This window comes from Bacillus sp. Marseille-Q1617, from assembly GCF_903645295.1.
Classification (GTDB): domain Bacteria; phylum Bacillota; class Bacilli; order Bacillales; family Bacillaceae_B; genus Rossellomorea.
This window is the reverse complement of the sequence record NZ_CAHJXM010000001.1, coordinates 602,268-623,734: the sequence shown is the minus strand read 5'-3', so window position 1 is coordinate 623,734 and position 21,467 is coordinate 602,268. Positions and strand designations below refer to the sequence as shown.

Here is a 21,467-nt window from a genome sequence, read left to right as displayed (position 1 = left end):
ATACCACTATAACAAAAAAATCAGGCAGCATAAAAACTGCACCGCCTGATTTTCTTATCCTTATTAAAATTTCTTCGTCACATTATTCCTTGTTGTGAATGCCAGCCGGGACACTGAACCTGTCCCTCTGTCCCTACTTCGGAATGACATCAATATACACAAACCGATCCCGCTCCGTCCCGGGATCGGGCGTTACCCTTTCTTTTCCCAGCTCATACTCAATGGGAAAGGAAAAATTTGGGCCGTTAAACACGAACGAATGGAACTCCCCGTTCTCGCCGCAGATATCGCGTGTATCGACTGGATAGTCTTTTATGAACGACTCATCATAGACCCTGCCGGAGAAGGACCGGTCAATTTGATCCATATCGATGCAGGTGATAACGGTTTTAAATCCAAGGTCGATAAAATCCAGGGAGATTTCCCCCACGGGGCGGTTCCATAACGGAAAGACCGGCGTGATGCCTGTCCCTGACATCATCGTTTCCCTGTATTCGCGGACATCCTTCAGGTGGATATCCCCGAATACGATATGGGTGACCCCGTCATCCCTCATCTCGGCAACCGCCTTCTGCATCCGATCCTGATACACTTCATTCGTGCATCCTTGCGGGATCCACACTTCCCTCAGCGGAATGCCCAGTGACTCGGACTGCTTCTTGAGGAGCTCATATCTGACTCCGTGAATCGAGACCCGGTCGAATCCTTCTGTCAGCGTGACAAACAGAGAATCCACTTCGTATGCTGGATCCTGTTGTATTTTATAGAGAGCGAGAGTCGAATCCTTCCCGCCGCTGAATGCGATTACTGTTTTCATGGTGACCCCTCCTTTAGTTGATAGATTTTAACAAGTAATGCAACTTTTTTTAAAAAAGTCCCTACTTAAATGTAGTTTCACACCAAGATTTATTAGATAGCTACTTTCCAGATTCCCTGATACCTTTAAAACAAAAACCCGATAAAATAAAGGCAGCTGCCACCAGTGCCGGAATTCCCACAAAGATGCCAATCAAATCCGTTTTATAATTCCACGGCACAAAAATTTCCCACAACGCAAAGGTAACCTTCCACAAAATAATAAAGATAAAGATCGTGAAAACAAAATAAATGATTTTTTCAAACAGTGTTTTCATCTTATTTGATCCTTTCCTACTAACGTTACTGAAGTGATCTTCAAAAAGTTTAACATAAATTCCCTATTGCCTTTGAGTAATGCTATTTTGAAGAGTTTGCTGATAATCTGTCAGCTACATCAGAATCCAGTATAAGGAAACAAGTTTGGGAACACTAAACCTGATTCTTACAAATTTGACTGCGTCAGATTTCAGCAGGTTTATAGGCGAAATGGTTATCGTCTATGAATACCTCCATAACATGTATCAAGCTAAATCAATTGTATTTCAAACAAATCAATCTGTAAAAAAGGAGAATAAGAAATGCCTTTTAAAAGACTGCTTTTACTATTTTTAGTTTCAACAATTACATTAACTCTAGTACAGGGCATGATTCAAGCTCCCCTACGTGTTCAGGCGAAAGAGAACAGATATAATCACAACAGCATTAAAATTGAAGATCTCGTAAAAAAAGCCGACTTTAGCATCTTCATCCCTGAACGAATACCTCAGGAGTATACATTGGAGATTAAAATGTATCCTGAAAGCATCAGGTTACACTATATGAACAAAGAAGATACGGATCTATCGATTGGAATTGAACAAAGGAAAGCACCCAATGCTTATCCTGACTCTACGTTTCAAGATGCGGAAAGCGTGTTGATCAATGGGAACAACGGATTTTTCAAGACCTTCAGTAACGCTCCGGGCGGCATACTTTCCTGGAAGCAGGATGGGACATTTCTAGAAATGTATAGTCACGTTATATCCAAACAAGAAATGATTGAAATCGCACGTTCGATGAAAATCGTCCAATAAAATTGTTGGTGGTCGGGGACGGGACAGCCCTCATCTATAGACTCTTTATAAAAACAGAAAAATCTCACATAAAAACCATTCATTTTGTCCATTTTTTTAAGAAAATCAAAGAAACCATTATTGTAATCAGCCATCAGCCGGACCTGGATTTCTTAGATCCGTCAGCCTCTCCTTAGCTCCCTAATCCTGATGATTGTGCCGCTATCAGAATAATTGTTCCTATATCCCCGTAATTGGGTAGTGTCAATAATTATGTGTAAGAGAGTACTCCCTGCATATATACTTCTCTTGGGTAATGGGGGTTGCCTTTCCCCTCCGGAGGCTGAAGCCTCCGGAGGGGAAAAATCGCTCACTATCATTTTTCATCGTAACGCTCATCAAACATATCGTTGAATTCCTCTTTCGCTAAACCAAATCCGCTTAATTTTCTTCTAGCCCAACGATCATTGTAATCTGACACATTCATATAAATGATTTTCTCTGCTGCTTCAATATTCGGTAGACTATCCATTGTTTTCAGTCTCTTTCGGACTTCCCTGTTTAAACGTTCAATCAGGTTTGTTGTATAAAGGTATTTTTGAACATCTTTAGGATACTTGAAGAACGTGAGAAGTACAGGAAGGTCATTCTCCCAGGATTCAAATTCTCGTTTGTACGTTTTCTTCCACTTCTCCTTCAGTTCTTGGAGTGCAGCTTGAGCCTCTTCGTAACTGTCTGCCTTATAAATAGTCTTTAGATCTTGGGCTAATTCGGGTTGATGCTTTTTTCGCGCATTGTTAAGCGTGTTCCTTACTTTGTGTACAACACAGCGCTGTACATCCGCTTTTGGAAAAGCACGAAGGAATGCATCTTCTAATCCAGACAAGCCGTCAAATACCCCAAGAAGGACTTGTTCCACTCCACGCTCACGAAGATCATTCAGAATTTCACTCCAGCCGTTGGAAGACTCTCTGCCACCAATATAAAATCCCAGAACTTCACGATTTCCTTCCGGCGAAATACCAAGAACAATATAGACAGCTTCTTTACCAACCGTGTCACGACGAACGTTTACAAATAAAGCGTCAAGATAAAGGGCACAATACCGTTTTTTCAAAGGACGGTTCTGCCATTCCCGGATATCTTGTAGAACAGTATCTGTTACATTGGAAATGGTGCCTGGAGAATAAGAGTCGCCAAGCAGGCTTTTCATAATTTTACCGACCTGACGAACCCCAACGCCATGACGATACAATTGGATGACTAGCTCATCAACAGCCACCATTCTGCGTTTGTAAGGCTCGAAGAGTTCCGTTTGGAACTCGCCATTACGATCTCTTGAAACATCAAGGTCTTCAACACGTCCATAGACAGTATCCAGCGTACGTGGATAATATCCATTCCGAGAGTTGTTTTGTCCCACAGGTTCATTTTTAAGGACCTCTTTAATTTCTTCTTGGAGGATGAATTCTACTTTTTCTTTAAGGACTTCTTTCATAGTGGACTCTAACAGACTAGAAAGATTAAGGTTTTTTGTGTTATCATTGGACATGGACAAAGGACTCCTCTCGATTATGTGGTGATATTCAGAGAGTACTTTGTCCTTTTTCTGTTGTCTAGAAAAAGACCTTACACATACATTTATAAACCATCCGTAATTGTGCCGGAATCAAAATTATTGTTCCGTTTTCCCCATAATTGTGCCGAATTTTAATTTATTGTGCCTTTTTTCGAATTTTCTTCGCATTAACGTTGAACACGTCCCGCCCCATAAAATCGATAATCGGCCTTCCCCCTCAAAATAATCTATAAATCCCCACCATGTCATTTGATATAATCAAAGCAGCACACCTTACTTTCATAGAAAGGGGTTCAAACCATGATCATCCGCCAAACCCAAGACTCCTTCATCATGATCAGACAGCATGATCACGCCTTCCTCTCCGGGGAAATCATCAAGCATTTCAACACCGGTCTCCTGAAATCAGACCAGCACTTTGAAGAAATGATCTACGCTGGCTATCAGCACGACCGCAGCTGGATCGGACTCGATGATACGCCGATCTGGAATGACCAGGACGGCATCCCCTACACCTTTTCAGACTATCCGCTGCTTCCCAAGATGGCCTTCTACAGAATCGGTCTCGAGGAAATCGAGAGGGTGAGTCCCTACGCTGCTCTCCTCTGCAGCATGCATTTTTACTCTTTTTTCACTAAATCGAAAAAGACCGACTGCATTGCCTTCATGAACGAGGAGACGAAAAGGCAGGCAAGACTCAAGAAGCTCTTCCCGAGACTTGATGAAGAACTTCTGCAACAGCATTTCCGTCTGCTTCAATTTTCTGATGACATGTCATTATACATGTGCCTGAACGAACCCGGCGTTACCAAAGAGGATGAGCATCCGTGGTTCAGGGATGGTTTCAAAAATACGGAATGGTTCAATGGAGGGGACCGGCTGCTCAATGGGGAGTGGCTCAACGACAAGGAAATCAGGGTAGACCGTTTCCCTTTTAACGAAGACTTTCTCTTGACGTTAACGTTTAAAGTGGTATCAAAAACGGCCATTCACGAAATGGGGATTGCGGCAGCCTATGAAGCCAGCAACTGGGAGAAGAAGACATTTTTCATAAAAAAATAGCCGGAGTATTCACCGGCTACGGGGATGGACGGGAGATAGCATCATGCAGTCCGGAGGATACTGCCTTTACGGCTTCTCCCCCTTTGACCCGCTTGAGCGACGCCACGATCAGAAAGCTGACAATCACCAGCAAAAGCCAAGAACTCACCTTTCCAAGATGGACAAGACTCCATGCATCGGTCTGGTTCGGATACTTCCAGGCTCCAAAGAACGTGGCGATGTTCTCGGCGACCCATATGAAAAACCCGATGAGTACGAACGAAAGTGCTATCGGCATCCGGTACTGCCTGCCGCCGACCTCGTACAGGACCCAAGACTGCCAAAAAACGATGATGACAAGCCCTGACAGCCACCAGCGGATGTCGATCCAATAATGGTGGGTGAAAAAGTTCAGATAAATCGCAGCCCCAAGGGCCACGACTAGCCAAAACGGCGGCCACTCCACCAGTTCGACCTTCAATCTTCTCCACGCCTGGCAAAGATAGCTCGCCACACTTGCATACATGAATCCGCTGTACAAAGGCACCCCGAACACCTTTGAATACCCTTCCTCCGGATAAGACCAAGAGCCCATATGTACCTTGAACAGCTCAAGTGCGAGACCAATCAGGTGAAACAAGGTGATGACCTTGAGTTCATCCCTTGTTTCAAGCCCTGACCGCAGCATCCCCCACTGCATCAGGAGGCAGATGATGAGAAGCCAGTCATATCTCGGCAGTAAAGGAAGCGGGATCACCTGCGTCAAAGCCAAAGAGGCAAAAATGACGACAGGAAACAAACATGACAGCGCCTGCTGCCAGCCAAAGCGAACGAGTTGTTTGAATGCTCTCATGATTTTTGCCTCCTTGTTTTTTTAAGATTCCCCAATTCATATCGAGCAGCCTGCACTGCTACGCCTCTCCATCATCCCGATACTCCAAAATATCCCCAGGCTGACAATCAAGCGCCTTGCAAATCGCCTCCAGCGTCGAGAATCGTATCGCTTTCGCCTTCCCATTTTTCAAAATGGACAAATTCGCCATCGTGATCCCGACCCGCTCGGAAAGTTCGGTCACGCTCATTTTCCTTTTGGCCAGCATCACGTCAATATTGATAATAATCGCCATTTCATTCACCTCAGACCGTTAAATCATTTTCTGATTTTATTTCGATGGCATTCTTCAGCAGCTTCTTCAGCACAGCCGCAAATACCGCAATCACCATGCAGCCGAAAATGATGACCATCCCGATCAGGATTATTCCAGGCGCGTCATCCTTTTCTGCCATCAAATAGATGAGCGGCATGAACGCCGTGTAAAACGCGCCGATTGTGACCGCGCAATTCCTGATTGTCTTCAAAGACCCTACGGATAATTCCGAAAATGCCTCATTCCTGTCTATATACCCCAAAAGCCTGAACGTCTGATAGAGCGCCGCGTAAAACACGATCGCCGTAATGTACAACCCGATTAGAAATGGATATTGCAAATAATCCAGTGACGGGTTCAGTTCAGCAAAAAACTCTGCAATCTCCGGGAGCACAAAAATGCACAAAGCAAGAACCGGAAGTCCCATAAGAATTAAAACGACCTTCAAAAAGAGCGTTTCCCGTTTCATAAAAAGCACCTCACTCATTAATGTCTCCTTGAATTTACCACATAATTTATTGTTTTTCAATAAATAATTATTGATTATAATTATATTTTTATTACTTAAAAATTATTCTTTTCATTTTTTCAAGTAAAAAAGCATTCCACACAATAGGGAAATACGTCACACCTTATGGTTCCACTCGGATCCTAAACGAAGAAAAACGTGCAGGAATGATCTGCACGTTTTTTATCGTCCGCCCGTTATGGGACGTATAGAATCAATTATTTATATCCCAATTCAGCATGGATATCCCTCTCCGCCATGGCCACCGCATCATCAAACGTCCTCACACCCTGTGCAGCCCATAGATGGTACAGCTTCTTCAAATCATTGCGATTATAGACCTGGGTCCCATAGTTTCCGTAAAAGTACACCAGCAGAACGTTCACCACTTCAACCGGAAGCAGGTCCATACTGTTTATCGATTTAATCGAGATCTTTTCAAGACCCCGTAGATTACTCTTTAAAATGGTTTCTGTCATTTGGAAAGGATCTGCGCTATAAATCAAATTCTTTTCTTCTTCGCTTAAATTATTCAAATTCATTTGAAAACCTCCTTCCCAAATCTTATTCCAATTATAGTGGTAAAAAGAGGTATATACAAGCTTAAATGTGCTTCTCAGAAAAAAAGATTTAAGGCCCGTCCCTCGATACAGTAAAGCGTTACCGCAACGAGGGACGGGCCCACTAGCGTTGCACGAAAGTAATTAAATTGAATATATTCAATTATTTTACATCTATTTTGAGTTTCTAAATTAAAAAAGGGAAGTAAGGTGTTAACTCAACCTTGTTCCCTTTTTTTTACATATGTATAATGTGCCATTGTTATTTCTTCTTCGTTTTCTTTTCTTTCACCATCACAATCCCAGTATCACCAAAAAACAGATTCTTTTTCCCCAGAGGTTTTTGCACTTTCTGCCTTCCTTTGGATGGTTTCTTCCTTCGGTTTAACTCATTCAAGATTCTGTCTGCCGGTTGGAATAAATAAATCTGTAAGACTCGAAAGAAGTTCCATGCCGTCTTCGTTGAGTTCAGTTGAAGCTTGATTAACAGTGATAGCCCGTATGCGATTAGTGCTAGAAACATGTGATTCCAGATACCTTGCGGTTTGGTACTCCATATCTTTTTCATCTTGAGATGACCCTTTATCCATTTGAAGAAGAGTTCAATCAACCATCGGTTTTTGTAGATTTCGAGGATTTCCACATCCGTTAAATCAAAGCGAGTGGTCAAAATCCGATATACTTGATTCTTTTCATCGACAAACTCAATGTAGCGAACGGGTTCATTTGAAATACCAAAATTAACGGTCTCGTCTTTTAGAACAGACGAGTGAGTTGGTTCTCGTTCTTCCAATGTGTAAAGAACTAAGTTCTTTCCAATACGGGCAACAAAATCAATTTCTTTGTCCAACCAGTCCATCAAGTTTTTCTTCGATCCATACCCTCTATCCATGACATAGGTAGCGTTAGCCTCTTCAATGATGACATCTGAGCTTTCAAAGTCTGTCACATTACCCGTTGAAGGGACGATTTTATCTGGAAACACTGTATTTTTGGAAGTGACAACCAATCGTGTATGCATTTTAACAGCATTATGGCCCTTTGAAATAAAGGCCCAGTCACACATGTTTTCAGGTAACCGAAATTCTGTAGAATCCACGATGTTCAAACGTCCAATCGCATTCGAAATACCGTTTTGCTTCCGAGTGTAGTGACGAACTTTAGCCATTACTTTGATAAAAACACTTTGTACTACCTCGGTAGAAAGATCGTTGATCCGCCGGCTTATTTGAGAGCCACTAATCCCGTTGACATTCAATAGTTTCATTAGATCGGTATACGCTCGGATCTTTTCTTCAATATGAGAATACGAACTCATCTGATCCAGGTGCGCAGCCACACCTATCCTTAATAGGGCTTCGGTAGTCAGCTTCTTTCCATAATCAAGAAGAGGACATTGTAAATCTTCCGTAGGAAGTTGGGATAAACATTGACAAATTAACATTCTTTGACCTATACTTTTACTCATTGCGTGAGCTCCTTTTGTAGAAGATTAGGGAACGTTTAGGTCACTATCTTCTACATTAGGGCTTTTTTTGTTTTTGTAAAGAAATTTTACCATTTTGCGTTATTTTACATATTTTTGAAGTCGTGCAACGCTAGTGGGACGGGCCTTGATTTTTAACTTAATCAATTGGTATTTACGCCCTCATTCTTTCCACTTCTACCTTATCCTCAACTTTATCTTCTGTTCGTTTCTCCAATTTATACACCAGCACTCCCCCAATCAAGAGCGCGATGCCGAGAAGCTTCTCCCATGACAGTGGAGCGGCTTCAAAGCCGAACCATCCGCCTGTGTTGATAACGAACGCAATCATGATCTGTGAGATGAGCGCTATCGAGATCGCATAGGCAGGGCCGATCAAGCTGACGCCCCTCATCAGGAAAAACACGATCCCGACGCCAAATACCCCGCTGAACAAAAATACGGGATTCATATTGCCAACCTCGAACAAACTTCGCTGCTCGATTCCATAAAAGACCGGCAGTGAACAGACAAGGCCGAGACCTAGGACCAGGCTCGTCGTCGCCCAAGGACCTGTCTTCTCGCTTACTCGTGCATTGAATACATTTTGCAGGCTGATCAAGATGCCTGCAATCACCGCTAGAATCACACCAATCACATGAGCACCTCCTTATTCATAGATATTCCCTTTTGCAAGTGCGCTGAGTTTCTTTAGATTTTTTATTTTTATAGAACCATTCACCCGTTCGATGGTGTCTTCAGCTGCCATATTTTTTAAAACCCTGTTCAAGTGGCGGTAGCTCGTTCCGATCCATTCTGCCAGTTCCATGAGATTGGAGGTCCTCATCTCCTCATGAAACACAGTCCCTTCAGCAACTTCTGAAATGGATAACAGATAACTCGCCAGCCGCACTTCGACCGGGTACAGCATGTGCATGCTCGTCGCATGCAGTTCCGTGTAGAATTTATGAGCCATCGTATCGAAGAGGAAACGGGTCATCGCCGGATGTTCCCCCTCGATCCTTGCCAAATCAGCAAAAGGCACGGCAAGGAACACCCCGTCTGTGACGGCTTCAACCGAGTTGATGACTGCACTCCCCCTCGAATATTCCACATCTCCGATCAAAGCGGGCGGACGCTTGAACCGGTTGATCAGGAGTTTCCCTTCAGGGGTGTGCGTGAAGATCTTGATCTTCCCTTCCATAAGGAAATACAGTTCGTCAAGCTCATCCCCTGTCGAAAACAGCACGTCCCCCTTTTCAAACCGGTAGACTTTGATATATTTTCTGAAATGCACCGGAAATAAATCCTCCAGTTCGGTCCCTCTTATATACTGTTCTGATTTGGCAGCCTGGATTTCTTTCACCGTATGGACTCCTTCTTTCTACAATTGGAAAAGAACCACCCCGGCAAGCATCATGATCAATCCGACACCCTGCCTGAGCGTAACGGGGACCTTCCTTTCCCCGAACCATCCTTTGGACTCGATGGCAAAAGCCGTTCCGATCTGTGCCACGAGAAGGATGGCAATGGCCGATGCTGGCCCGATCATATGAATCGCCGTCAGTTCAGAAAAAACCACCACGACACCGAACGAACCACCGATCAAATAAAGGAACGGCACCTGCCTGAAGCTTTTCCCTTTTCCATATCTTTCTTTCATATAGATCGCCATCGCGATCGTAAAAGCGACGATATGGACGATGGACGTCGTATGCCATCCGCCGATCGCGTCACTCATTCTGGCATTGAAAATGCCCTGCATGGTGATGCACAATCCCCCAAGCAGCGCAAATATAGCACCTTTCATCATACATCCTCCTATTCTGAACCTTATTAAATAGGAGAATGGAATTTCCCGAAAGGACATATGTCCTTAGCATACCCAATGCCAGCCAAAATTCAAAGGCCCGTCCCTCGTCACGGTACAGCATTACCGCAGCGAGGGACGGGCCTTCAGCTTTTATATTTTCTTATCGACCTCTGACGTATCCACATTATCCCCGAACCAATCTCTCAATTTCGCCTTGGCTTTCGCTTTCACATCGTCATCGATGTACATGGCCACCTGCAGCAAAGCAACACCCAGCGCCCCTAGGTCATCCGTGAATCCTACACCCACTGCCATATCAGGAATGAGGTCCGTCGGCAGAATGAAGTACCCGAGAGCCCCGATGATCACCATCTTTGCCTTCTTCGGCACATCCGGCTTTTGCAGGACAAAGTACAGGAGCAGCGCCGTGTAAACCACTGAGTGGCCTGCTTTCAAACCAAACTTCTTCAGCTTGCTCCAGAATTTCTCCTCTGAAAAATGTTTCTCTGTATCATTCATTTTCCCTTATACCTCCACCATAGTTTTGACCTGGTTACTTATCATTGTAGAAGGATTGATTGAAATAGACAAACTTTTGAGCGGCAAACGAACTTTCCCATACTTCAAATAAATGAGAAAAACCCTCATCAAAAGTAAATGAGGTCCTTCACCTCCAATCAATGATGATGTTGATGTAAAGAAGCTCCACCCTTCCCCTCACACATCACCGAATCCTCATGAGGATGATCACTGCTTTCCAGCTGAACCGTCACATGCCCGATTCCTTTATGCGCAAGCTCTTGTTCAATCTTGCGTAATAGCTCCTGGCTTTCACATATCGTCAACTCCTCACTCACAACCGCATGGCAGGAAAGGGCGTTCTGCCCGCTTGTGATGCTCCACACGTGGAGGTCATGTATCCTCTCGATTCCCTCCACGTTTTCTATGGCAGCGATGACATCGTTCAGGTCCACATTCTTAGGAGTGCCTTCCATTAATACATGGACCGCATCCTTCGTGACCCTCCATCCGCTGATCAATACAAGCAGTGCAACGATCACACTTGCAGCCGGATCCGCCCAGCCCCAGTCGAAAAACAGGATCAGCAGTGCTGCCGCAATCGCTCCGACAGAACCAAGCAGATCTCCCAATACATGGAGGAATGCCGCACGCAAATTCAGATTTTCTTCCGTATCCCCGCGCATCAAGATCCATGCGACGATGATATTCACCACCAAGCCGATCGAAGCAATCACAAGCATCCCGGTCGATGCGACTTCCGGCGGCTCCATGAAGCGGTGATAGGCTTCATAAAAAATATAGAGCGATATGAGTACCAGCGTCACCCCGTTAAAGACCGCAGCCAAAATCTCAAGACGTTTATATCCATACGTCTTACTATAGTCAGCCACTTTTTCACCCAGCGTAAAGGCCAATAATCCAATCCCGAGTGACACCGAATCGCTCAGCATATGACCCGCATCGGACAACAAAGCCAGACTGTTCGTAAGGAATCCCCCTGCTGCTTCAACGATCATATACCCCGTGATGATGATAAAACTGATCCACAATGCCTTTTTGTTTCCGCCATGTGTGTGGTCATGTCCGTGGTCGTGTCCCATGTTTATACCTCCCTGTCTTCCTATTCTTCTTTTATATCCAAATTCTATTCTGTATATATTATATATGTGAATATGTAGTCATATATACATATTATAAACCAACTATATCCATTGTCAACCAAATGGCACAGTCAAAGGCCCGTCCCTCGTTCCGGTAACGCATTACCGCAGCGAGGGACGGGCCTTCGACCTAAACACCAAACCCTATATCAAATAAAATCCCATCTGCCTCTTCGCCATATACTCCACTTTCCCGTCCAAGAGCGCGACTGGCTCCTCGAGATAAATCGGAACCTCCTGCCCCCACTCAGGCACGAACTGACGGATATTGAATTCCATCGCGTAGCAAGTATTTGCCGTGAGCGGCAGATCGCCTCTGACCGGCACATCGCCCTGCTGATCATAGAGGCCGATGAGCGCCCCGGCTTCGTGGCAATGGGGCCCGACAGGATGACAATAAATCATCGCATCGATCTGCTCTTTATTCGCAGACGCCTTCGCCGCACGGAACACATCATTGCCCGTTTTGCCCTCTTTCATATGAAAACTCAAAATGTCCTCGAGCCTCAAAGCGGTGAAAAACGCGGACTGAAGACCTTCCGGCGCCTCCGTTTCCCCCGGCTTCAGCACATAGGCGAGCTGCTGCGTATCGGTGGCGAGCCCGAGATACTCAATTCCGAAATCCAAGTGGACGATATCTCCAGGACGGATGATCTCCCCCTCGATCCGGTCCATCTCAGAGCCTTTCCGCTGAAGATCGACGGTAGGGTAAAAAGACGTTTTCAGTCCGAGGTCCAGCACCCGCTGCCGGATCCAATCCACCACATCTTCCGTCGTCGTGATCCCAGGATGGATGACCTTAGACGATAACGCCTCCTCCGCAATCTTCCTCGCGAGTTCAGCAATGGCAGGATACGCCTTCATCTCCTTATCGCTCCTGTTCGACAGCCAATTGACGATGAGATGCTGTGCGCTCACAAAGCGTTCATTATATTCACTCAGGACCATCTGTAACTGTTCAAAATAAGAATGACTCAGCCCGTCACTCGCAGCGAACGTATGGGAATAATTCAATCCGATCCTGTCAGGGTCGCACCTCTCCACAGTATTCTTCAGACACTCCCACTGATCCCCTTCCGTCCTGTTCCAAATCCTTTCATAAAAAGGCTCGAAGCTCTGATTCGGGTGGATGGCCCCTCGCTTCAACTGGCCGCTGTCATCCAGCCAGAATACCAGGATGGTCAGCCTCCTCGAACTGTCGATGGCGGCAGGATACAACGTCTTCAATACCGGATCTTCATGATACTCCCGTCCGATCACAATCCACATATCGAACTCATGCTTCTTCATCAAAGCCGGCAAGAGTGTATTCAAGCGGTGGAACAACCAGCGGTTCTGGACTTCCTCCCTCTTCTTCAGCGGCATAATCAAAGACATCGATTTATTCTTCATGGTCCATCTCCTCCACGTAACTCTATTTCTATTACCCTTCGACAAAGTCCGGAGATTTCCTTTTAAAAGAAAACTTCCCGGTCATTCGGTTCGTCTAATCGGGGAGGAATAATTAAGTTAATCTCGAATCAGAGAACATGGGGGAATCCGCATGAAAACATTCATTAAACCATTTCTAGCCCTTGAATGGATCACGGTATTAGGAGCAACGTCTGCTGCTTACATCAAGTGGGATTTTCCGCTGGCAGTCTGCATAGGTATCGTAGTACTGGCCGCATTTCTGACACTGTTATTCTCGAGAATGTATGAAGGGAAAGAAGAAAGGAGAATAATGGAAAGTAGCCGCTTCCTGATTGGGGGTCTGTAAATGGACATGATCATTGACCTGCTCCTTGGGGTGGGTGTCGTCTTTTTACTATTGATATCTTTTTTGATCTTTACTATTTTGAATAACAAGAAATAAAGCTTTGGAATATCTAAAAAACTACAACCTTAAGACAACCAATCTCAGTGTAGTCCATTAATACCGCTAATGATTTCCGTGCAAGACTTCCCTTTCCGCGGGTAGCGCGTGAGCCTCCTCGGAGCTGCGCTCCTGTGGGGTCTCACTTGTCTAGCTGCAGGGCTTAGAGGCACATGTCATAAGTCAAACCGTCCAAGAAGGCAAAGAACGCCTTCGTGGCCGATTCGTCTTATGCCACACGCCTCTGAGCAAAGCCCTTCCGCTTTTCTTATAAGCCACTCTTCCCGCAGGAGTCCTCGTCTTGCACTCCAATCAACCGCTGTAACAAGCTGATAACTAAGCTCATAATTGAACAAAACTAAAGAAACCCAAACCTGTTTGAGCCCTGAGATTCAAATAAGTTTGGGTTTTCTTCAGCCCGAGACACTTTTTCGATCCTCATATTGTCATCTTTTTTCAAAAGCCAGCTTCAATCCGAAGCCGATCAGCACGGCACCGGTCACTCTTTCCATCCAGCCCTGTACGCTCGGAGTCATGAGCCAGCTGCGCAAGTAGTTGATGAAGAAGACATAAACAAAGAACCAGCCGATCGAAAGCAGACTGTATACCCCTCCCATGAGGACAAGCTGCCCCGCTGCCTGGGACTCAGCCGTGACAAACTGAGGAAGGAACGTCAGGAAGAAGACAGCCACTTTCGGATTGAACACATTGGTAAACAGCCCCTGCTTGAAGGCCGACCGTTTCACCGCAGCCGTATCCGTGATTTCCGCAGATGTCTCTTTCTTTTTCACAAAAGACGTCACACCAAGATAGATAAGATAAACGGCCCCGACATACTTAACCACTTCAAATGCAGCAGCCGACTTCATCAGGATGGCGGACAACCCAAACGCAGCCGCAACCGTATGGACCAGGCACCCTGCCGCGATACCGAGGGCCATTTTGAACCCATCAGCCTTCCCGTCTGAAATTGTCCTCTTCGTAAGCAGGGCTGTATCGATTCCGGGACTCATCACAACAAATAACGACAGCAAGAGAAACGTAAGGAATTCATTCATGACAGCCAATCCTCCTGATAAAAAAGTAAATACATTTTAACACGGGCCGGTACGCTGGTGATACAATTTTTTTGAAAATTTAAACAAAAAAAACACCTCCCCTTGTGCAAGTCCTGCACTCTAGGAAAGGTGCTTCTTATCATCTACCTATTTCGCATTCTCATCCGGCTGATGGACACCGAAAATATTCCCTTCAGGATCGGTATAATAACCCTGCCACGCCATTCCCGGCAGCGCATGCTTAGGCAGCGCCACTTTTCCGCCAAGCTCCAGAATCTTTTTCTCCGCTGCATCATAATCCTCGACACCCATCGTACAGGAATACCCGTTCAACGGTTGATTTGCCTCTGGCCGCGGTCCTTGGCGCTTCATGATCGCCCCATTGATCCCAGGCACACTTTCATCCCCCGTTACCGCCCCGAAATAAGGCATCCCCGCATATTCGCTCCAGTCCTCGAACTTCCAGCCGAAGACCCCGCCGTAAAATTCCTTCCCCATTTCCACATCTTCCACGTGAATTTCAAAATGCACCATCCGTCCCATTGTTTCCCCTCCGCAAATCAATAGTTTTATAATTCTGATAAATCACAGCTGCCTCTTTATAGTAAACGATTTTGTCCAAGCAGTACAATGGTAGATTGGCAGCTTTTCCGTAGATACGTGGCAGGCAAAATACCGGATCACCAGAATTACCCCATCAAAACCATAGACTTTGCTATACTCTAGGTATCAAGGACAAGCAGGTGATTCCATGTTAAAAAGAAAAGCAGCCAGTATTCTCATCTCGATTCCAACGGTCAGCCTGGTAACCTCGTTATTATTTCCAATGGAATCCCTTCTGACAACCTTATCGTTGTATACCATCTATGGAGGAATTTTAATGATCATCGCCGGAGCACCGGTATCCATTATCGCGGGCATGATCACCACCAAGATCAAATGGCACCCCCACCTGGTCAACTTCCTTATCCATATCGGACCTTCCATCGTTATCAGCTTTTCCATGTTCGGCGATATGGGATTCAGTCCATTCTTCGGGATTCCGCTGATGGCAGCCTCCATCTTCTTTATCGTCGATGAGATCGTCTTTCACAAAGTCAGCCTCAAACGAAAAAAGGCAAAATAGATGTTCGCCATCCCGGTGGTTCTTTTCGCCGTATTCGGAGCTCCTTATTACTTTCTTGGATTAAAAGGGCAGTATACGGCTTCCCAAATCGATCAAAAAGGGCCGCCATCCGTCACCCTCCTGACCGGTGAGGAGCCTGAATCCATCAGAAGCTATTATTGCTGGACATCGGACGGTACCGGCTGTTCATATGATACGAACCCCTTCCCACTCCCGGAAGAAGGCGTAGACTTTGTCGATGAAATCGAGCTGAAAGAACCGACTGCCTTGAAGTTCCAATTCGACAACAGCAAGGGCGAACCGACGCTTCATGCCTACTACCACGACGGCAGCGAAAAGAAAATGATCAAAACAGACGGAGCGGAAATCGCCATTCCTTCCGATATCCCTGAGCAAGGAGTAAAATTCGTCGCTAAATGGGATAATCACGAAATTGTCTGGTTCTTCGTGGGAGTGCGGACGGGAATCCCGACGAATGGGCGGACTTTTTAGATGCAAACTCATTTTAAATGAAGTATTTTTTGTATGTAGAGACCCAATTTCCATAATCCTGAATCTTTTCACCCCCATCAAACGTATCTATAGTAGCTGTAAAATACACTGAGTGAGGTGTTGACCATGTTTTTCAGGATTTTTCATAAATCAAACCGCTTCACGAAAATCGCTCTGTTGACCGCTGCTGTACTTCTGCTCCTTGGCGGGTTATCTTTACTGGTACTTTAGGGATTCAGCCGCCGAACGGGATTCCTTTTAAGAAGAAAATATTTTTGTACTTTCATGGAGGGAAACTAAATATGGTTACTTTACAAAAGATGACCCCCGCTGAATTTCAGCAATATCTCGAAACAGCCGTTGCAGATTATGCGAAGGAAAAAGTGTCAGCGGGAAACTGGGAAGAAAAAGGATCTTTGCAAAGAGCACAGGAAGAATTCAGCAATCTTCTTCCGGATGGAGAGAATTCCGAAAATAACTACTTATACACGATTCTGAATGAGAGCGCTGAACATACAGGGATCATATGGCTCGCCAAGCAATCTTCTGAAAAAGCGTTCATCTATGATATCCGCATCCTGGAAGAGCACCAGGGAAAAGGTTACGGCAAAGAAGCAATGAAAGAAATAGAAGAGAAAGCAAAACAAATCGGGGTGAATAAGATCGGTCTGCATGTATTCGGGCATAACAAGATCGCCAGGGGATTATATGAAAAGATCGGTTATAAAACCACCAACGTGGTAATGGAGAAGGAAATTTTCTGACTTCTATCTAAAAAAGAACCTTTGCCTTCCAACCCGGCAAAGGTTCTTTCCATTTAACGGTCCAGCCTCACCAGATCCGCATACGTTTCCCGCTCGATTACAACTCGAGATTCGCCGTCCTTCACAAACACCACGGCCGGACGCGGAATCCGGTTATAATTATTCGCCATCGAATACCCGTAAGCGCCCGTACTGAACACAGCAAGCGTGTCCCCGAAGTTCACCGGCGGAAGCATCAGATCCCAGATCAGCATGTCACCTGACTCACAGCACTTCCCTGCAATGCTGACAAGCTCCGTGCATTCCTCATTCGGACGGTTCGCCAGCACCGCATGATATTTCGCGCCGTACAGTGCCGGACGCAGATTATCGGTCATGCCGCCATCCACTGACACATACGTGCGCACGTCAGGGATGATTTTCTTCGACCCGACTTTGTACAGCGTGGTCCCTGCTTCCGCAACGATGCTGCGTCCTGGTTCCACCCATACTTCCGGCAGCGGATACCCATTCTCGCCGAAGCTTTCCTTCACGCAGTCCGTGATCGCTTTTACATATTCGGAGATCGGAAGCGGCTTGTCTTCTTCCGTATAACGCACCCCGAAGCCTCCCCCGATATTCAAAACCGGCAGCGTAACTTCGCATTCCAGCCTTACACTTTGAAGAAAATCGGACAGAACGGTGATTGCCTGCTGAAATCCGTCCAGCTCAAAAATCTGCGACCCGATATGGGAATGGATCCCGAGTACATTGTAATGCGGCTTGCATAGGGCGATTTGCATCGCGCGGTCGGCCTGGCCGGTCGAAATCCCGAATCCGAACTTCGAATCATCCTGCCCCGTCATGATGTAGTCATGGGTATGGGCCTCGACACCCGGCGTCACACGTAGCAGGATGTTCACCTGGTGTTCACGCTCTTTCGCCAGCTCATGCAGGAGCTCAAGCTCAAGGAAGCTGTCGACCACGAAGCAGCCAATCTCCGCATCAAGCGCCATCACCATCTCTTCTTCAGACTTATTATTCCCGTGAAAATGAATCCGTTCTGCCGGGAATCCTGCTTCGAGCGCCGTGTACAACTCCCCTCCGGACACGACGTCCAGCGACAGATTCTCCTCTTCCGCAAGGCGCACCATTTCTTTGCACATAAACGCCTTGCTCGCATATGCCACTTGGAACTCGAGCCCGCTCTCGATGAACGCCTCGCGGAACTCGCGTGCATTGCGGCGGATCATGTTCTCATCATAGACCATCAGCGGAGTTCCGTACAATGCGGTAAGCTCGCCCGTACTCATCCCGCCGATTTCCAATTGTCCTTGTACATTCGTTTCCATTGCTGTCATATTGAATCTCCTCCTGAAACCCCTCCGAAAAAAACTACACAAAAAAACCGTATGAAGCGATGCTCATACGGTTTCCTGATCAAAACGAAGAACGTTCTGAAGAATTCTGTATTAACATCTCTTCAATAGTTCTCCACAACGTGACCATTGTGACAGTCTGACACTTGTTCAATGCCAGCCCAACAGGAAACCGATAGGCTGCTTCCCGTTTCGGCGATCTGCCTTTCACTTTCCGTCCCGGGATCCATCATCCTCAGGAAAGCTACTCCTCATTCTCGCGCCTCTATTATCAGAGAGTAAGTTTATAGTTTTGTAAAGACACTATACCACCCGGGTGGAAAAATTGTCAATCTATTATGTTATATTCTTATTTTGAGCCTTATCAGGGGAAACCCCGTCGATCGTAAAGTGAATACTTTCATCGATGCATCCAAGGAGCGCTTCCTTCACATATTCCGTTAATTCCTTTTTCACGTCTTCAATCGATTCATCTAACCATCCACCCGTGACTCTGCCCTTTGAATAGAAACATATTGGATACATTCCACTCTTCTTGCCCAACAGATTTTTAAACCGTTAAAAAAGTTTATAAAACAGCCAATCTTTTATCATTTCACAGTGGATTTGAACCTATTTTTTGAAAAAGTAGTTTTCGAGCTAAAAATATATCCCCCTTTTGCTATGATTAGAGGAGCCATACCAAATAATTGTGCCGGAATCCAAATAATTGTGCCACTTGTCGATTTATCTCTATCTGACTCTAACGATTGAAGACTCTCTACATATGAAACAAAACGGAAGAACCCCTTTCTCTTTCCCCCGATAAACTACACAAAAAAATAATCCAATCTTCTTCCTTGACTTTTTCACCAGCATATATAATAATAAATATCGAATTAGAATTATTATAAACTATTAATAATTCTCAATCCCACATACTACTTTTAGGAGGAATTTACACTATGTCTTTAATCGGATCAGAAGTAAAACCATTCACAGCACAAGCATACAAAGATGGTGAGTTCATCACTGTCACTGACGAAAGCCTGAAAGGTCAATGGAGCATTTTCTGCTTCTACCCTGCAGACTTCACATTCGTATGCCCTACAGAACTTGAAGACCTTCAAAATAACTACGAAGCTCTTAAAGAGCTTGGCGTAGAAGTATATTCCGTTTCTACAGATACTCACTTTACACATAAAGGCTGGCACGACAGCTCAGAAAAAATCGGTAAAATCAGATACGCGATGATCGGGGATCCATCTCAAACAATCTCCCGCAACTTCGAGGTATTGAATGAAGAAGAAGGTCTAGCTGACCGCGGAACATTCATCATCGATCCAGATGGTGTCATCCAAACAGTTGAAATCAATGCAGGCGGCATCGGCCGTGACGCAGACATCCTAATCGGCAAAATCAAGGCTGCACAATATGTGCGCAAAAACCCAGGCGAAGTTTGCCCGGCTAAATGGCAGGAAGGTTCTGAAACACTTAAGCCAAGTCTTGATCTAGTTGGTAAATTATAAGGAGTGCAGTAAATCATGCTCGAAGCAGATATTAAGGCACAATTAGAACAGTACCTGCAAATGATGGAAGGCGATATCGTCCTGAAAGTCTCAGCAGGTGATGATGACATTTCTAAGGACATGCTGGCTCTAGTCGAAGAGCTTTCATCCATGTCCCCTATGATCTCTGTCGAAAATGCTGACCTTCCAAGAACACCAAGCTTCAGCGTGAATCGTGCAGGAGAGGAAGATACCGGTGTCCATTTCGCCGGTATCCCGCTCGGCCATGAATTCACTTCCCTGGTGCTTGCCCTTCTTCAAGTCAGCGGCAGAGCCCCGAAAGTGGACCAGAGTGTCATCGATCGAATCAAGAGCGTCAAAGGCGAGCATCACTTCGAAACATATGTCAGCCTGAGCTGCCATAACTGCCCTGACGTTGTACAGGCCCTCAACATCATGAGTGTGCTCAATCCGAACATCACTCACACGATGATCGACGGTGCTGCGTACAAAGAAGAAGTAGAATACAAGAACATCATGGCCGTTCCATCCGTTTACTTGAATGCTGAATTTTTCAGCGGCGGACGCACGACGATTGAGGAAATCCTTTCTAAAATCGTGGAAGGCCCTGATGCCAGCGAGCTTTCCGACAAGGACCCATACGACGTCCTAGTAGTAGGCGGAGGACCTGCCGGATCCAGTGCGGCCATCTATGCAGCACGTAAAGGAATCCGCACAGGGATCGTAGCCGAACGCTTCGGCGGACAGGTACTGGATACGATGAGCATCGAGAACTTCATCAGCGTCAAGCAGACGGAAGGTCCGAAGCTTGTCGCAAGCCTTGAAGAACACGTGAAGGACTACGGCATCGATGTCATGAACCTTCAGCGTGCCAAGCGCCTTGAAAAGAAAGACATGATCGAGCTTGAGCTTGAAAACGGCGCAGTCCTTAAGAGTAAAAGCCTGATCATCTCGACAGGTGCACGCTGGAGAAACATCGGCGTCCCTGGCGAACAGGAATTCAAGAACAAAGGTGTGGCTTACTGCCCTCACTGTGACGGACCACTATTCGAAGGCAAAGACGTTGCGGTCATCGGCGGCGGTAACTCCGGTGTCGAAGCAGCAATCGACCTTGCCGGCATCGTCAACCACGTAACGGTTCTCGAGTTCAACTCAGAACTTAAAGCCGACGACGTCCTTCAAAAACGACTTCAAAGCCTTCCGAATGTGACAGTCATCACGAACGCACAGACACAGGAGATCACCGGAACCGACAAGGTAAACGGGATCACCTATACTGATCGCGACACACACGAGGAACACCATATCGAGCTGCAAGGTGTATTCGTCCAAATCGGTCTTGTACCAAATACAGACTGGCTTGACGAAACCATCGAACGCACACGTTTCGGTGAGATCGTCGTCGACAAGCACGGCTCTACAAGCCTTCCCGGCGTTTTCGCTGCAGGAGACTGTACGGACAGTGCCTATAACCAAATCATCATTTCAATGGGATCTGGAGCGACAGCCGCACTAGGCGCGTTCGACTATCTCATCCGGAATTAATGTGAATAACCGCTTTTCTGCCGATTGGCAGGAAGGCGGTTTTTTTATGATCATT

Annotated in this window: 26 protein-coding genes and 1 riboswitch; of the genes, 8 read left to right on the top strand and 18 right to left on the bottom strand. The window is 45.8% G+C overall.

The features are described from left to right. Window positions 1-133 precede the first annotated feature (133 nt). Together HWX64_RS03100 and HWX64_RS03095 are read right to left on the bottom strand one after the other, a co-directional pair. Entirely contained in the window at window positions 134-817 is a 684-nt protein-coding gene (locus tag HWX64_RS03100) for an adenine nucleotide alpha hydrolase (protein ID WP_175987168.1), read from the bottom strand. A 100-nt stretch (window positions 818-917) separates the two neighbouring features. Then, window positions 918-1,133 carry a hypothetical protein gene (locus HWX64_RS03095; protein WP_175987166.1) on the bottom strand — a complete coding sequence of 72 codons (216 nt, stop codon included), beginning with the start codon at window positions 1,131-1,133 and terminating at the stop codon, window positions 918-920. Between the two features lie 303 nt (window positions 1,134-1,436). Between HWX64_RS03095 and HWX64_RS03090 the strand changes: the two genes are divergently transcribed. Further along, window positions 1,437-1,931 (top strand): DUF4367 domain-containing protein, encoded by a 495-nt coding sequence (locus tag HWX64_RS03090; RefSeq protein ID WP_175987164.1) that lies wholly within the window; start codon window positions 1,437-1,439, stop codon window positions 1,929-1,931. Between the two features lie 355 nt (window positions 1,932-2,286). Here HWX64_RS03090 and HWX64_RS03085 read toward each other — a convergent pair whose 3' ends face one another. Beyond that, window positions 2,287-3,462, bottom strand: a complete 1,176-nt coding sequence (locus HWX64_RS03085) for an IS256 family transposase (protein ID WP_175987162.1) — start codon at window positions 3,460-3,462, stop codon at window positions 2,287-2,289. Window positions 3,463-3,789: 327 nt separating this feature from the next. On the opposite strand from HWX64_RS03085, the gene HWX64_RS03080 reads away from it, so the two are divergent. After that, on the top strand, window positions 3,790-4,551 hold the full coding sequence (locus HWX64_RS03080; protein WP_175987160.1) for a DUF3891 family protein: 762 nt from the start codon (window positions 3,790-3,792) through the stop codon (window positions 4,549-4,551). A gap of 16 nt (window positions 4,552-4,567) precedes the next feature. On the opposite strand, the gene HWX64_RS03075 is transcribed toward HWX64_RS03080, so the two are convergent. From HWX64_RS03075 to HWX64_RS03025, 11 genes are all read right to left on the bottom strand, one after another. Further along, on the bottom strand, window positions 4,568-5,383 hold the full coding sequence (locus tag HWX64_RS03075; RefSeq protein ID WP_175987158.1) for a DUF817 domain-containing protein: 816 nt from the start codon (window positions 5,381-5,383) through the stop codon (window positions 4,568-4,570). A 58-nt stretch (window positions 5,384-5,441) separates the two neighbouring features. Beyond that, a complete protein-coding gene (locus tag HWX64_RS03070) occupies window positions 5,442-5,657 on the bottom strand; it encodes a helix-turn-helix transcriptional regulator (RefSeq protein ID WP_175987157.1) in 216 nt (71 codons plus the stop codon). Between the two features lie 10 nt (window positions 5,658-5,667). Further along, window positions 5,668-6,147: a DUF2975 domain-containing protein gene (locus tag HWX64_RS03065; RefSeq protein ID WP_175989612.1), complete on the bottom strand. Its 480-nt coding sequence runs from the start codon at window positions 6,145-6,147 to the stop codon at window positions 5,668-5,670. 257 nt (window positions 6,148-6,404) lie between these two features. Further along, a complete protein-coding gene (locus tag HWX64_RS03060; RefSeq protein WP_175987155.1) occupies window positions 6,405-6,728 on the bottom strand; it encodes a DnaD domain protein in 324 nt (107 codons plus the stop codon). Window positions 6,729-7,008: 280 nt separating this feature from the next. Then, window positions 7,009-8,214, bottom strand: a complete 1,206-nt coding sequence (locus HWX64_RS03055; RefSeq protein ID WP_175986849.1) for an IS4 family transposase — start codon at window positions 8,212-8,214, stop codon at window positions 7,009-7,011. 172 nt (window positions 8,215-8,386) lie between these two features. After that, a complete protein-coding gene (locus HWX64_RS03050) occupies window positions 8,387-8,869 on the bottom strand; it encodes a DMT family transporter (RefSeq protein ID WP_175987153.1) in 483 nt (160 codons plus the stop codon). A 12-nt stretch (window positions 8,870-8,881) separates the two neighbouring features. Beyond that, complete coding sequence (locus HWX64_RS03045; RefSeq protein ID WP_175987151.1) at window positions 8,882-9,577, bottom strand: Crp/Fnr family transcriptional regulator; 696 nt, start codon at window positions 9,575-9,577, stop codon at window positions 8,882-8,884. Between the two features lie 18 nt (window positions 9,578-9,595). Beyond that, the gene (locus HWX64_RS03040; protein ID WP_254871027.1) at window positions 9,596-10,024 is read right to left on the bottom strand and encodes a DMT family transporter; all 429 of its coding nucleotides are present in this window, start codon (window positions 10,022-10,024) and stop codon (window positions 9,596-9,598) included. A 150-nt stretch (window positions 10,025-10,174) separates the two neighbouring features. Continuing rightward, on the bottom strand, window positions 10,175-10,543 hold the full coding sequence (locus tag HWX64_RS03035) for a YkvA family protein (protein WP_175987149.1): 369 nt from the start codon (window positions 10,541-10,543) through the stop codon (window positions 10,175-10,177). Window positions 10,544-10,701: 158 nt separating this feature from the next. Further along, entirely contained in the window at window positions 10,702-11,646 is a 945-nt protein-coding gene (locus tag HWX64_RS03030) for a cation diffusion facilitator family transporter (protein ID WP_175987147.1), read from the bottom strand. Between the two features lie 204 nt (window positions 11,647-11,850). Beyond that, complete coding sequence (locus tag HWX64_RS03025; RefSeq protein WP_175987144.1) at window positions 11,851-13,098, bottom strand: M24 family metallopeptidase; 1,248 nt, start codon at window positions 13,096-13,098, stop codon at window positions 11,851-11,853. Between the two features lie 151 nt (window positions 13,099-13,249). Here HWX64_RS03025 and HWX64_RS03020 point away from each other — a divergent pair, with 151 nt between their 5' ends. After that, a complete protein-coding gene (locus HWX64_RS03020) occupies window positions 13,250-13,465 on the top strand; it encodes a hypothetical protein (protein ID WP_175987142.1) in 216 nt (71 codons plus the stop codon). Between the two features lie 542 nt (window positions 13,466-14,007). Here HWX64_RS03020 and HWX64_RS03015 read toward each other — a convergent pair. Continuing rightward, window positions 14,008-14,619 (bottom strand): LysE family translocator, encoded by a 612-nt coding sequence (locus HWX64_RS03015; RefSeq protein ID WP_175987140.1) that lies wholly within the window; start codon window positions 14,617-14,619, stop codon window positions 14,008-14,010. Between the two features lie 147 nt (window positions 14,620-14,766). Next, window positions 14,767-15,162, bottom strand: a complete 396-nt coding sequence (locus tag HWX64_RS03010; RefSeq protein ID WP_175987139.1) for a VOC family protein — start codon at window positions 15,160-15,162, stop codon at window positions 14,767-14,769. A 208-nt stretch (window positions 15,163-15,370) separates the two neighbouring features. Between HWX64_RS03010 and HWX64_RS03005 the strand changes: the two genes are divergently transcribed. From HWX64_RS03005 to HWX64_RS02995, 3 genes are all read left to right on the top strand, one after another. Next, window positions 15,371-15,745, top strand: a complete 375-nt coding sequence (locus tag HWX64_RS03005; RefSeq protein ID WP_175987137.1) for a hypothetical protein — start codon at window positions 15,371-15,373, stop codon at window positions 15,743-15,745. Then, window positions 15,746-16,237 carry a hypothetical protein gene (locus HWX64_RS03000; RefSeq protein WP_175987135.1) on the top strand — a complete coding sequence of 164 codons (492 nt, stop codon included), beginning with the start codon at window positions 15,746-15,748 and terminating at the stop codon, window positions 16,235-16,237. A gap of 302 nt (window positions 16,238-16,539) precedes the next feature. Further along, window positions 16,540-17,001 carry a GNAT family N-acetyltransferase gene (locus tag HWX64_RS02995; protein ID WP_175987133.1) on the top strand — a complete coding sequence of 154 codons (462 nt, stop codon included), beginning with the start codon at window positions 16,540-16,542 and terminating at the stop codon, window positions 16,999-17,001. Window positions 17,002-17,054: 53 nt separating this feature from the next. On the opposite strand, the gene lysA is transcribed toward HWX64_RS02995, so the two are convergent. Next, the gene (gene lysA, locus HWX64_RS02990) at window positions 17,055-18,341 is read right to left on the bottom strand and encodes a diaminopimelate decarboxylase (protein ID WP_175989610.1); all 1,287 of its coding nucleotides are present in this window, start codon (window positions 18,339-18,341) and stop codon (window positions 17,055-17,057) included. A 118-nt stretch (window positions 18,342-18,459) separates the two neighbouring features. Beyond that, window positions 18,460-18,635: riboswitch (Lysine riboswitch) on the bottom strand. Window positions 18,636-18,695: 60 nt separating this feature from the next. Further along, a complete protein-coding gene (locus tag HWX64_RS02985) occupies window positions 18,696-18,884 on the bottom strand; it encodes a hypothetical protein (protein ID WP_175987131.1) in 189 nt (62 codons plus the stop codon). Window positions 18,885-19,303: 419 nt separating this feature from the next. On the opposite strand from HWX64_RS02985, the gene ahpC reads away from it, so the two are divergent. Both ahpC and ahpF read left to right on the top strand, forming a co-directional pair. Next, a complete protein-coding gene (gene ahpC / locus HWX64_RS02980) occupies window positions 19,304-19,867 on the top strand; it encodes an alkyl hydroperoxide reductase subunit C (protein ID WP_175987129.1) in 564 nt (187 codons plus the stop codon). Window positions 19,868-19,879: 12 nt separating this feature from the next. Beyond that, window positions 19,880-21,412 carry an alkyl hydroperoxide reductase subunit F gene (gene ahpF / locus HWX64_RS02975; RefSeq protein ID WP_175989609.1) on the top strand — a complete coding sequence of 511 codons (1,533 nt, stop codon included), beginning with the start codon at window positions 19,880-19,882 and terminating at the stop codon, window positions 21,410-21,412. The last annotated feature ends 55 nt before the right edge of the window (window positions 21,413-21,467 follow it).

What these genes read in the sequence shown, in the direction of transcription:
- HWX64_RS03005 (WP_175987137.1), top strand. Translation starts at nt 15,371, where the DNA reads ATGTTAAAAAGAAAAGCAGCCAGTATTCTCATCTCGATTCCAACGGTC.
- HWX64_RS03060 (WP_175987155.1), bottom strand. Translation starts at nt 6,728, where the DNA reads ATGAATTTGAATAATTTAAGCGAAGAAGAAAAGAATTTGATTTATAGC.
- HWX64_RS03095 (WP_175987166.1), bottom strand. Translation starts at nt 1,133, where the DNA reads ATGAAAACACTGTTTGAAAAAATCATTTATTTTGTTTTCACGATCTTT.
- HWX64_RS03055 (WP_175986849.1), bottom strand. Translation starts at nt 8,214, where the DNA reads ATGAGTAAAAGTATAGGTCAAAGAATGTTAATTTGTCAATGTTTATCC.
- HWX64_RS03030 (WP_175987147.1), bottom strand. Translation starts at nt 11,646, where the DNA reads ATGGGACACGACCACGGACATGACCACACACATGGCGGAAACAAAAAG.
- HWX64_RS03040 (WP_254871027.1), bottom strand. Translation starts at nt 10,024, where the DNA reads ATGATGAAAGGTGCTATATTTGCGCTGCTTGGGGGATTGTGCATCACC.
- HWX64_RS03035 (WP_175987149.1), bottom strand. Translation starts at nt 10,543, where the DNA reads ATGAATGATACAGAGAAACATTTTTCAGAGGAGAAATTCTGGAGCAAG.
- HWX64_RS02995 (WP_175987133.1), top strand. Translation starts at nt 16,540, where the DNA reads ATGGTTACTTTACAAAAGATGACCCCCGCTGAATTTCAGCAATATCTC.
- HWX64_RS03025 (WP_175987144.1), bottom strand. Translation starts at nt 13,098, where the DNA reads ATGAAGAATAAATCGATGTCTTTGATTATGCCGCTGAAGAAGAGGGAG.
- HWX64_RS03090 (WP_175987164.1), top strand. Translation starts at nt 1,437, where the DNA reads ATGCCTTTTAAAAGACTGCTTTTACTATTTTTAGTTTCAACAATTACA.
- HWX64_RS03070 (WP_175987157.1), bottom strand. Translation starts at nt 5,657, where the DNA reads ATGGCGATTATTATCAATATTGACGTGATGCTGGCCAAAAGGAAAATG.
- HWX64_RS03010 (WP_175987139.1), bottom strand. Translation starts at nt 15,162, where the DNA reads ATGGGACGGATGGTGCATTTTGAAATTCACGTGGAAGATGTGGAAATG.
- HWX64_RS02985 (WP_175987131.1), bottom strand. Translation starts at nt 18,884, where the DNA reads ATGTATCCAATATGTTTCTATTCAAAGGGCAGAGTCACGGGTGGATGG.
- lysA (WP_175989610.1), bottom strand. Translation starts at nt 18,341, where the DNA reads ATGACAGCAATGGAAACGAATGTACAAGGACAATTGGAAATCGGCGGG.
- ahpC (WP_175987129.1), top strand. Translation starts at nt 19,304, where the DNA reads ATGTCTTTAATCGGATCAGAAGTAAAACCATTCACAGCACAAGCATAC.
- HWX64_RS03015 (WP_175987140.1), bottom strand. Translation starts at nt 14,619, where the DNA reads ATGAATGAATTCCTTACGTTTCTCTTGCTGTCGTTATTTGTTGTGATG.
- HWX64_RS03085 (WP_175987162.1), bottom strand. Translation starts at nt 3,462, where the DNA reads ATGTCCAATGATAACACAAAAAACCTTAATCTTTCTAGTCTGTTAGAG.
- HWX64_RS03020 (WP_175987142.1), top strand. Translation starts at nt 13,250, where the DNA reads ATGAAAACATTCATTAAACCATTTCTAGCCCTTGAATGGATCACGGTA.
- HWX64_RS03100 (WP_175987168.1), bottom strand. Translation starts at nt 817, where the DNA reads ATGAAAACAGTAATCGCATTCAGCGGCGGGAAGGATTCGACTCTCGCT.
- HWX64_RS03080 (WP_175987160.1), top strand. Translation starts at nt 3,790, where the DNA reads ATGATCATCCGCCAAACCCAAGACTCCTTCATCATGATCAGACAGCAT.
- HWX64_RS03065 (WP_175989612.1), bottom strand. Translation starts at nt 6,147, where the DNA reads ATGAAACGGGAAACGCTCTTTTTGAAGGTCGTTTTAATTCTTATGGGA.
- HWX64_RS03000 (WP_175987135.1), top strand. Translation starts at nt 15,746, where the DNA reads ATGTTCGCCATCCCGGTGGTTCTTTTCGCCGTATTCGGAGCTCCTTAT.
- HWX64_RS03075 (WP_175987158.1), bottom strand. Translation starts at nt 5,383, where the DNA reads ATGAGAGCATTCAAACAACTCGTTCGCTTTGGCTGGCAGCAGGCGCTG.